This window comes from Peptoniphilus indolicus ATCC 29427 (assembly GCF_000227315.1).
GTDB lineage: Bacteria > Bacillota > Clostridia > Tissierellales > Peptoniphilaceae > Peptoniphilus > Peptoniphilus indolicus.
On record NZ_JH165068.1, the window covers coordinates 1 to 10,107 of the forward strand.

The following is a 10,107-nucleotide window of genomic DNA, read 5'->3' on the forward strand; positions in this document are numbered from 1 at the left end:
ACAGACCCGATTTACGGGATTTTCTATCATATGATGAATAGACTTTTTTAGTTTTGATAAGTTCATTCTCTCAATTATATTTTTTACAAGTTTTAATTTTACATCATCTTTTATATATATTTCTGTATTAAAGTTTATTTTTAATTGTATTGTATCATTAACTGTGTAAAATTAGTTAATAACAGTGTGTCTTTTTGTTTTTTCATGATTACATTGTATCAAAAAAGACGAGGGGTTTTTAGTTTCCTCGTCTTTTTATTTAGGACTTTTGCAATAGCTCCAAATTTTTGTTATTTTCTATCTAGTAGAGTAAATAGTAATCCAAGTACTACTGCTGGGATAATCCAATAAAAAGATTGTAATGATGCTGGTAAAGTTACAACTAAGTTATCTACTAAACCATGTCCTACTACAGCAGAGAATATTGAATTTATAGCTGGGATACAAGCTCCTAAAACAGCTCCTATATAAGTGCTTGATTTTTTGAATACACTGGGGAACAAGTTTAAGAATATAAGTACCATTGATACAGGGTAAAGTCCAATCAAAATTGGAGCAGCTACGCTTACAATTTGGTCAACTCCCATTATAGAGAAGTATCCGCTTACAAGTGTACTTAATATTGCCCATACTGAGAATTTTATTTTATGATTACTTGATCTTTCAAAGAAATTAGCAACAGTTGAAGTAAGACCAATAGAAGTAGTTAGACAAGCTAAAGACATAGCTAAAGATATAAATATCTTACCAGCGTTTCCAAGTAAGCTTTCAGCAATATACAAAAGTAAGTCTACACGAGAATAATCTTGTAAGTTTAATCCTGAAACAGTTGCACCAGCTCTAGCCAGTCCAAAGTAAACAAGTGCAAGAGCAAAAGTAGCTATGACACCAGATTTTAAAGTTAGAGAAGCTATCTCATCTTTATCAGATATATTGTGTTTTTTGAAGCCATCTATTAGCAATACTGTAAATGCTAAAGCGGCAATCATATCCATCGTTTGGTATCCTTCTTGGAAACCATAGCTGAAAGAATTTTCAAATCCAGTAGGTACAATTTTTCCAATCGGAGTTAATATACTTTTAATTATAATAATTGCAAGTGTGATGAGTAAGGCTGGAGTTAAAAATTTTCCTATGGAGTCAATTATTCCGTTTGGACTAAATGTAAAAAATAAAGTTAAACCAAAAAATATAGCTGATACAAGAACAGGATTTAAATTAGGTAGCAGAGAACCTCTGATAACTTCAAATGTTGTAGCAGCAGTTCTTGGAATTGCAATTCCAGGTCCTATTGACAATAATATTAAAGTTCCAAATAGTTTAGCAGCTGGAGTCCCAAGTTTTTTTGCAACTGAGTCAATTGTTCCACCAGCTTTAATAGTAGATACAATACCGAGTAATACTAAACCAACACCAGTTATTACGAACCCTAAAAATGCAGTTATGAACTGATCTCCAACTAGCATACCAAGTGTTGGAGGAAAAATTAGATTTCCAGCACCAAATAGCATGGAAAAAAGTGCCATCGCGGAAATTAAAATAATATTACGTTTCATATTTTCTCCTTTTTAAATTAATTTCACTATATCATATCAATTATTTTGTATTGGGTAAAGAGATTTTTTTATTTGTTAGGGAATAATAGTGTTAGATAATAATAAATATGTGACAAAAAATAAAAGAATAGTAAGCCATCTGATAATATAAATTTAAGCAAAAACAAAACATTAGAAAGAAGGCTTCCTATGAAAACCAGTATAACAGAAGAAATAAGATTTCGTCAAAAAGTAGTAGAATATGCAATAAAACATAAAAATAACGCAAAAGCAGCTAGAAGATACAACACTAGCAGACAACAAGTGCAAAGATGGCTAAAAAATATGATGGGAGCGTAGAATTATTAGCAAATAAATCAAGACGTCCAGATAGTCATCCTAACGAGCATACGAAAGAAGAATTAGAACTACTTAGAAAAAATACCAATGCCATAAACACAAAGGAATGGGTCAAGTATATAGAAAATGCCTTTATGCAGGATATAAACGAAGCTACAACTCAATGTGTAAACAAATAAAAAAGCTTAAAAACTATGAAAAACCAAGGGAAATAAGCTATCCAAAAAGCAAATATAAACCATTAAAAGGAATTTATCCGGGAGAATTTGCAGAAATAGATGTAAAATACGTACCGCTAGAATGCATAGGATTTAAAAGTAACTACGAAAGATACTATCAAATAACAGCAATATACTTATACAGCAGAAAAAGGATTAACCTTTTAGGGACAGAGAAAATAATAAAAACTTAGAAAGGAGGTAATTCTCATGTCAAATACGAAAAGAACAGGACAAACAGCCCTTTATGAGCGTTTAAGCCGTGATGACGAAATGCAAGGAGAAAGCAATTCAATCACCAATCAGAAGCAGCTGCTTGAAAGCTATGCCAAAAGAAATGGCTTTGTAAATATCTATCACTATACCGATGACGGAGTAAGCGGAACAACCTTTGATAGAGAGGGATTTCAAAAGATGATAAAAGCAGTAGAAGAAAACAAAGTATCTACTGTGATAGTAAAAGATATGAGTAGGTTTGGCAGAGATTATCTCAAAGTAGGCTTTTACACCGAAATACTTTTCAAAGAAAAGGGAGTAAGGTTTATCGCCATCAATAACGGAATAGATAGTGAGAAACAAGCAGAAAGCGACTTTACCCCATTTCTAAACATTATGAACGAATGGTATGCAAGAGATACATCAAGAAAAATACAATCTATCTTCAGAGCAAGAATGGAAGAAGGTAAAAGAGTATCACCAAGCGTTCCATACGGCTATTTTAGAAACCCAAAGAACAAACAGGAGTTACTTGTCGATAAAGAGAGTGCAAAGGTCGTAAAACGCATTTACCATCTTGTTATAGAGGGATATGGAGTAACACAGATAGCGGATATATTAACCAAAGATAAAGTCCTTATCCCATCAGCCTATGCCCAAATACATTATCCTGAAAATAACCACAGTTCCAAGAAAAGAGGAATAGAAGACCCGTATTTTTGGACACCAACCACAGTAAGCTATATCTTAGAAAAGCAAGAATATATGGGACATACTGTACTTGGTAAAACAATATGCCTTGATTACAAAACCAAGAAGCGAAGAAAGGCAAAAGAAGATGAACTCATTATCTTCAAAAACACCCATGAAGCAATCATTGATGAAGAAACATGGAATAATGCTCAAAGGCTAAGAAAAACAGTGAGAAGAAGTCCAAAGTATGGTACAACCTCACACCCATTTACAGGACTTTTAATCTGTGCAGATTGTGGAGGAAAGTTAAGTTACAGAGAGCCGGCAGAACATAAAGCAAAGAAATACGATTGTGATTATTGTTTTGTATGTCAACATTACAGACACAGAAAAGGCTCTTGCAGTATGCACTACATCAAAGTAAAAACAGTGAATGAAATTCTCTTAAAATCAATCAAAGAAATCACAGACTTTGCAAAAGAAGAAAAACAAGAATTTCTAAAAGTGATGAACAAATTATCCGATGAAAAAAGAGAAGAAAAATATCAAGGATATAAAGAGAAATTAGAAAAACTGTCCTCAAGGAATGAAGAACTGACAACCCTCATTACAAAGCTGTATGAAGACCACGCACTTGGGAAAATTCCTGTAAAACACTTTGACAGATTATTTAATACCTATGATACAGAGCAACAAGACTTAGAAAAACAAATACAGTATTTTGAAAATGAAATAGAAAGCTACCATCAGAGAAAAGTTGACACCGATAAATTCCTAAAAATGATAGAGAAGTATACCGATATTGAAGAACTGACAGTACCAATGATAAATGAGTATATAGAAAAAGTAGTAGTCCATGAAGCAACAGGAGGAAGAAAAGGAAAAGATAGAAAACAACAAGTTGATGTTTACTTTAACTTTATAGGCAATTGTCAAGTACCACTAAAGAAAGAGATAAAAGAAGCGAGAGTATAATTATAGGTATATGAAAAAGTTGAAAGAGAAAATGAACCAATCTATGATTAATTTCCTTAAAATTTGACTGCTATAAAATATAGTGATATAACTTATAGTAGTTTTTATTTTGGAGGGATAATATGTCAACAATAGATTTAATAGTTTTGGGAATGATTAAAGAAAAAGAACAAAGTGCTTATGACTTACAAAAGAATGTTGAGTATAGAAATATTTCTAAATGGGTTAAAGTTAGCACTCCATCAATTTATAAAAAAGTAATTCAGTTAGAAGAAAAAGGATATATAACAGGCAATTTGTCAAGAGAAGGGAATATGCCGGAAAAGTCTATTTATCGTATTACAGAAGATGGAGAAAAGTATTTTCTCGAACTGATGAAGAAAATATCCGTTCAAATGGTTAATGTATTTTTAGATTTTAATGCAGTTGTTATCAATATGGGAATGCTTTCTAATTCTGAGGAAAAAGAAATTGTAGATAATATTGAAACAGAAATTGAGAAGTATAAAAATGCAGTAAGCAAGTTAGAAATGGAAAGGAAAGAAATTCCTGTATGTGCAAAATCTATTTTAAAGCAACAAGTATTGTTATCTGAGGCATTAAATGATTGGATAAATGACTTTAAAAAAGTATATTTTGAGAGGTAATGCGAAATGAAAAACATAGAAGATGATAAGGAGATACTAAAAGAATTAAGAAAGATAACAAAGAACAAAGAAAATTGGGACATAGTTATTGATCAAGTTGCAACAAAATTAAATGGAAAGTATTCTGTTGATGTAAAGGCAAAGGTGTTATGGTTCATTGGTGAAATGGGACTAAATCATCCTGTGAAAATTAAAAAATATGTTGAAGATATTGCAGCTTACTTAAAGAATGATTCACCTAAATTAAGAGAGCGTTCCGTAAATGCATTAGGAAGAATAGGTAGAGCTGATAAAAATCTGATTATTCCTTTTTTAGATAAAATAATGGAAATGAAAGAAGACGAGGTAGAAAAAGTTAGACTTTCTTTTGTATGGGCTTGCGAAAATATTGCGACTAATGCTCCTGAACTATTTTACGACAAATTGGATACATTTTATAAAATGATATCAGATCAGGGTGAACGAGTTCGTATAGAAGCACCTGAAATATTTAGAGTAATAGGGAAAAGGAAACCATATTATGTCAAACCGTACTTAGAAAAATTACAATGGTATGCAGATAATGATTCACACCCTGTTGTTCGTATTCATAGCTTAGGTGCAATTAGGATTACTAAAAAAGCCTTAGAGGAGTGTGAGATAAATGCCACAAATGACTAAAGGTGGGAAATATATTTTTGGTTGGTCGAAGATAAAAAAAGATGGGAAGTTAAGTTTGCCGACTATGGTAATAAAGGAGTACAAATTAGAAAAAGAAAAGTATATCTATATTGTTTCAGGAAGCAAGCAAACAGGAGGATTCTGTGTTATGCCAGAATCATTACTTTCCGATTCAAAATTAAATAGCATATTAGTTAGAAATAAATGTTTGGCAGAGAGAAGTTTAAAAGAAGGAGAACTTATTTTATATAAGGGAAGAATGTACGGATGGCTATCTTTGAATGGAACAAATGTAAATATTCCTCAGTCTTTAATGGATTCTTTGGGTGTTAACATAGGAGATAAACTTTTGGCAATTAGAAGTAGTAACATTGCTTTTACAATGGGATTCAGAGGTTCGTTGATAGATAAAGCGAACAATTTTACGGGAAAAATCGAAACTTTCTGATGTGAGTATGCTGTTTTGACGATTTTTGAAAAAGATGATAAAATACTACTATATAGCTGAAAGGGGATTGTTATGAGAATTTACTTAAGAAATCATCCTAAGAACAAACTTAACTCTGTACAAATGAAACCGATGAAACATTGTACAGAGTATAGCAAATAGATTGCATTTAAGATTTCATCGGGAAATACAAGAAATCAGGTCATTTAGTTGGCTTTGTTTTTGTACACATTTCTCGATATGTAATTAAAATGTAAAGGGCTATAGGCAATGTTTTGTCTGTAGCCTTTTGTTTTATAAATTATTAAGCAAAAGGCAGATACTATTTTGTATTTATGCCTTTTTTTGTTGCATAAATACTGGAAGTTATAAATTGAGAAAAGGATGATGATTAAATGAATGAAAATAGAATAAAAATTTTAAAGGAAGAAAATATTGATAAAGCACTTTTTAAATTAGGTATTCCTATGGTTATCAGTTTATTGGTAGCCGCTTTATACAATGTCGTTGATACCTATTTTGTGTCCGGTCTTGGGAAAGAGGCAGTAGCTGCCGTTTCAGTTGCATTTCCGATTCAACTTATCTTTTTAGGAATAGGATTAACATTTGGTGCGGGAGCAGGCTCTTATATATCAAGGCTACTTGGAGGAAATAATAAAAAAGAAGCAAGTATTGTAGCAACAATTGCTCTTATATCAAGTGCAATTTTAGGGATAATTACAGCTATTGTATTGTTTTGCTATTTAGAGGGCGTTTTGAAATTTATGGGAGCCATTCCATCTATTATGGAAATTTCTAAGTCTTATACAGGAATATTCATAGTAGGCGGTATTTTGGGATCAATCAATGTAACACTTGGTAACTTAGTCGTTGCACAAGGAGCTGCCAAAATTTCATTAAAAGCTATGCTTTTAGGTTCTATATCAAATATGGTTTTGGATCCGATATTCATATTTGGACTTAATTTAGGAGTGAGAGGTGCAGCTATTGCGACACTTATAGCCAGAGTGATAACGAGTCTAATGTATCTCATTTACTTTATAGGAGATAAAAATTTAATTGAGATAAAAATACCTCACTTCAAACCTACATTTGCAATTTATAAAGAGGTATTGAAGATAGGAATTTCTATGTTAATACTTCAGATTCTACAAACTATATCTATAAGCAAAATATCCTATGCAGCATCCTTTTATGGAGAAGAAGCAATAGCTGCAATGGGTATTGTTCTTAGGATTATAACATTAGGAACAAATGTTGTGTTTGGATATATGAAAGGATTACAACCATTAGCCGGATTTAATTACGGAGCTAAGAATTATGAAAGAGTCAGAGGTTCTATAAAGGCAAGTATTAAATGGACAAATGTATTTTGCATAGTGTGGACTCTGATAATTTATATATTTTCACCAAGTATATTATCTTTATTTGGGACCGATGAAAATGTATTAAATATAGCAGTGCCGGCATTACGAGCAGGTGTCATTATGTTTATAACATTTGGATTTCAGTTTACCTACTCTACCTTATATTTGTCTATGGGAAAGGCATTAGGGGGAGTATTTTTAAACTCATTGCGACAAGGAATTGTATTTATCCCTATCATTTTATTGTTGCCTAAATTTATGGGATTAAATGGTGTTATATATGCTCAAACAATTTCAGATTTGATAACAACGATCATCGCAATTCCTTTTGCTATTAACATTCATAAAAAATTGGGATTAGAAATAAAAAACAGTTAAATAATCTAATAACAGCAAGACTTAATTTTATTGTTATTTTCGGAGGACTTTTTACGCCAAAGTGTAGAAGTCCTCCTTTTTTATTCTCAAAAAAACAAAACAGAAAAATAAAAAGGGAGGAACGCACAATGGAAAAGAAAGAATATTACTTTTATGTAAAAGGCAAAGCTGTACCAGTAAACAAAGAAGTCTATAAAGCCTACTGGAAAATAACGGAGCATGAAAAGTATCTTTATAAGAAAGATAGAGAACACAGCGTATTACCTTTTTCGTCTTTTGATTATGACGGACACTTTGTAGATAACATCATAGATGAAAGAATAGACTTAGAAAAAATTGTAGAAGTAAAAATGAAAATTGAAGAAATAAACAAGGCATTAGCTACACTGACAAAAGAAGAAAGAGAGTTAATGGAAGCCATCTTCTACAAAAGTGTAAATGTCAAGAATGCGATTATATGAAGCAAATAGAGGAGATTTAGAACAATACTATCTAGAAAAAAGAAGAGAAAAACACAAAGAAGAAACAATAATAGAATTAGATGAAAAAGTAAACAAAATAAAGCCATCAACATATAACAACAATTTAGGTGGAATAGAATTAGAAATAATACAGAGAAGTAAAGGAAACTGGTTGAAACAATGGTTAAACGTAGCTATATAAAAAACTGATAAAATATGGGAATTTGTTTTCCAAGAAAAATTTGACACTCTCGCAGATAATTAAAAAATTGAATACATAGTGTATATTTGATATAATTAAGTTTACTAAAGCATGGAGGTGCGAAATGTCTGAAAAGTATTTAGCAAATACAGATATATCTGGAGATGTAAAAATATCAGAAGATGTTATTGCTACAATTTCAGTTCTTGCTGCTGAATCTGTTGATGGGGTAGTAAAGATGCAAGCTAGTTTAAAATCTTCTGTTACTGATATATTGGGCGTTAAAAATATTGGTCGTGGAGTTAAAGTGTCCGTTGGAGAACAAGAAGCGGTTATAGATACTTATGTAACTGTTGAATATGGCAGAAATATAGTTGAAATTGCAAAAGTAGTACAAGAAAAAGTTAAAGAAGCCGTTGAAAATATGACAGGTTTAGAGGTTGTAGAAATCAATGTTCATGTAAGTGGAATTGCGATATCGGAAAAAGAGAAAGTAAGAAGTTAATGAGTAGGAAAAAAGCAAGAATAGGTCAAATGCAGTTGTTATATCAAATGGATTTAACTAATAAATTTGATATAAAAGAAGTTGAATTATTTTTAGATAACTTTTCTTTTAGTGACGATGAAATTGAATATATAAATGTAGCTATTCCGCAACTTATAGATAATATAGAAGAAATAGATTCTGTTATAGAGAAAAATCTTGAAAAATGGTCTTTTAAAAGATTAGCTAAGGTCGATAGAGCTATTTTGAGAATTGCGGTTTTTGAAATGCTCTATAGAGAAGATATCCCAGAAGAAGTATCTATAAACGAAGCTATAGAAATAGCTAAAGTTTATGGAAGTTTAGAATCTCAGAAGTTTATTAATGGAATTTTAGGTAGTATTTATAGAAGTATAAATTAACCGAGGGGTATCTCTCGGTTTTTGTTGTACAAAATAATATAAATAAAATTAGTTTTTCTTTTTAATTTGTGGTGAGTATGAAAGCTATAAAGGTCAGAGAATTAAATAAATATATAAAAAAATATGTGGCTATGGACTATCTCCTCTCTAATATAGATGTAGAAGGTGAAGTGTCTAATCTAACTAAGCACTCAAATGGCAACTACTATTTAACTTTAAAAGATGAAACTTCATCTATTAGAGCTGTTGTATATTATACAGATGTTGAAAACTTGGAGTATGAGCCTTTTGAAGGTGATTCTGTTATAGCTGGTGGTGCAGTTGCAATATTTGAGAAGGATGCCTCTGTAACTTTTTTTATAAGAAAACTTCGCTCAAAAGGTAGTGGAAATATAAAAGAGGCTTATGAAAGGCTTAAAGAAAAGCTAGAAGCGGAAGGATTATTTGTAAAATCGGACAAAAGGTTAAAGGCTTTTCCTCAAAAGGTGGGGGTTGTAACTTCCAAGACAGGAGCTGCAATACAAGATATAATAAATGTAATTAAAAGAAGAAACTCAGCGATTGATATTATATTATTTCCAACATTGGTACAAGGTGATGGAGCTGTTCAAAACATCATGGAAGGATTAAAATATTTTGAACATTCTGATGTAGATGTGGTAATAGTTGGTAGAGGCGGAGGTTCTTATGAGGATTTAGTTGCTTTTAATGATGAGGGAATAGCTAGGTATATACATTCAATGAGTAAAATTGTAATATCAGCAGTAGGACATGAAATAGACTATGTAATAAGTGATTTTGTAGCTGATTTTAGAGCTCCAACACCATCTTCAGCAGCTGAAATAATATCTTTGTCTAAGGATGAATTGAAGCAACATTTAGATTTAAGTTTTAATATTATAAAAAATAATATTTTAGAAAAGATAGAACAGAATAAATCTAATTTATTGCAAGAAAAAATTTATTTATTTGGGAAATGTAATGAAAGATGCAATTTTGAAAGAAGAGAAGTAAACTTCATCAAAAGAATATTAAATTCTA

At 31.2% G+C, this 10,107-nt stretch carries 14 protein-coding genes; 13 read left to right on the forward strand and 1 reads right to left on the reverse strand.

The features are described 5' to 3' along the window. Nucleotides 1-290: 290 nt before the first annotated feature. Complete coding sequence (gene brnQ, locus HMPREF9129_RS09465) at nucleotides 291-1,556, reverse strand: branched-chain amino acid transport system II carrier protein (RefSeq protein ID WP_004823007.1); 1,266 nt, start codon at nucleotides 1,554-1,556, stop codon at nucleotides 291-293. A 189-nt stretch (nucleotides 1,557-1,745) separates the two neighbouring features. On the opposite strand from brnQ, the gene HMPREF9129_RS11190 reads away from it, so the two are divergent. The 13 genes from HMPREF9129_RS11190 to xseA all read left to right on the forward strand — a co-directional run. After that, a complete protein-coding gene (locus tag HMPREF9129_RS11190) occupies nucleotides 1,746-1,895 on the forward strand; it encodes a helix-turn-helix domain-containing protein (RefSeq protein WP_004823010.1) in 150 nt (49 codons plus the stop codon). Then, nucleotides 1,868-2,074, forward strand: a complete 207-nt coding sequence (locus tag HMPREF9129_RS10810; RefSeq protein ID WP_004823012.1) for a hypothetical protein — start codon at nucleotides 1,868-1,870, stop codon at nucleotides 2,072-2,074. The genes HMPREF9129_RS11190 and HMPREF9129_RS10810 overlap by 28 nt, the downstream gene beginning before the upstream one ends. Next, entirely contained in the window at nucleotides 2,059-2,307 is a 249-nt protein-coding gene (locus tag HMPREF9129_RS09470) for a hypothetical protein (RefSeq protein WP_004823015.1), read from the forward strand. The genes HMPREF9129_RS10810 and HMPREF9129_RS09470 overlap by 16 nt, the downstream gene beginning before the upstream one ends. 16 nt (nucleotides 2,308-2,323) lie before the next feature. After that, a complete protein-coding gene (locus HMPREF9129_RS09475; RefSeq protein ID WP_004823017.1) occupies nucleotides 2,324-3,997 on the forward strand; it encodes a recombinase family protein in 1,674 nt (557 codons plus the stop codon). Between the two features lie 122 nt (nucleotides 3,998-4,119). After that, on the forward strand, nucleotides 4,120-4,644 hold the full coding sequence (locus HMPREF9129_RS09480; protein WP_004823019.1) for a PadR family transcriptional regulator: 525 nt from the start codon (nucleotides 4,120-4,122) through the stop codon (nucleotides 4,642-4,644). 6 nt (nucleotides 4,645-4,650) lie between these two features. Continuing rightward, nucleotides 4,651-5,304: a HEAT repeat domain-containing protein gene (locus tag HMPREF9129_RS09485; protein ID WP_004823021.1), complete on the forward strand. Its 654-nt coding sequence runs from the start codon at nucleotides 4,651-4,653 to the stop codon at nucleotides 5,302-5,304. Continuing rightward, entirely contained in the window at nucleotides 5,288-5,752 is a 465-nt protein-coding gene (locus HMPREF9129_RS09490) for a hypothetical protein (RefSeq protein ID WP_004823022.1), read from the forward strand. Before HMPREF9129_RS09485 ends, HMPREF9129_RS09490 begins: the two co-directional genes overlap by 17 nt. Before the next feature lie 395 nt (nucleotides 5,753-6,147). Next, entirely contained in the window at nucleotides 6,148-7,497 is a 1,350-nt protein-coding gene (locus tag HMPREF9129_RS09495; RefSeq protein ID WP_004823024.1) for an MATE family efflux transporter, read from the forward strand. Between the two features lie 128 nt (nucleotides 7,498-7,625). After that, nucleotides 7,626-7,958, forward strand: a complete 333-nt coding sequence (locus HMPREF9129_RS09500; protein WP_004823026.1) for a hypothetical protein — start codon at nucleotides 7,626-7,628, stop codon at nucleotides 7,956-7,958. Further along, nucleotides 7,945-8,160 carry a hypothetical protein gene (locus tag HMPREF9129_RS09505; protein ID WP_004823028.1) on the forward strand — a complete coding sequence of 72 codons (216 nt, stop codon included), beginning with the start codon at nucleotides 7,945-7,947 and terminating at the stop codon, nucleotides 8,158-8,160. Before HMPREF9129_RS09500 ends, HMPREF9129_RS09505 begins: the two co-directional genes overlap by 14 nt. A gap of 124 nt (nucleotides 8,161-8,284) precedes the next feature. Then, the gene (locus HMPREF9129_RS09510; protein ID WP_004823029.1) at nucleotides 8,285-8,665 is read left to right on the forward strand and encodes an Asp23/Gls24 family envelope stress response protein; all 381 of its coding nucleotides are present in this window, start codon (nucleotides 8,285-8,287) and stop codon (nucleotides 8,663-8,665) included. Further along, nucleotides 8,665-9,066 (forward strand): transcription antitermination factor NusB, encoded by a 402-nt coding sequence (gene nusB / locus HMPREF9129_RS09515; RefSeq protein ID WP_004823031.1) that lies wholly within the window; start codon nucleotides 8,665-8,667, stop codon nucleotides 9,064-9,066. Before HMPREF9129_RS09510 ends, nusB begins: the two co-directional genes overlap by 1 nt. Nucleotides 9,067-9,143: 77 nt before the next feature. Further along, nucleotides 9,144-10,107: exodeoxyribonuclease VII large subunit (gene xseA / locus HMPREF9129_RS09520; protein WP_004823033.1), on the forward strand; the 964-nt coding region annotated here is incomplete at its 3' end.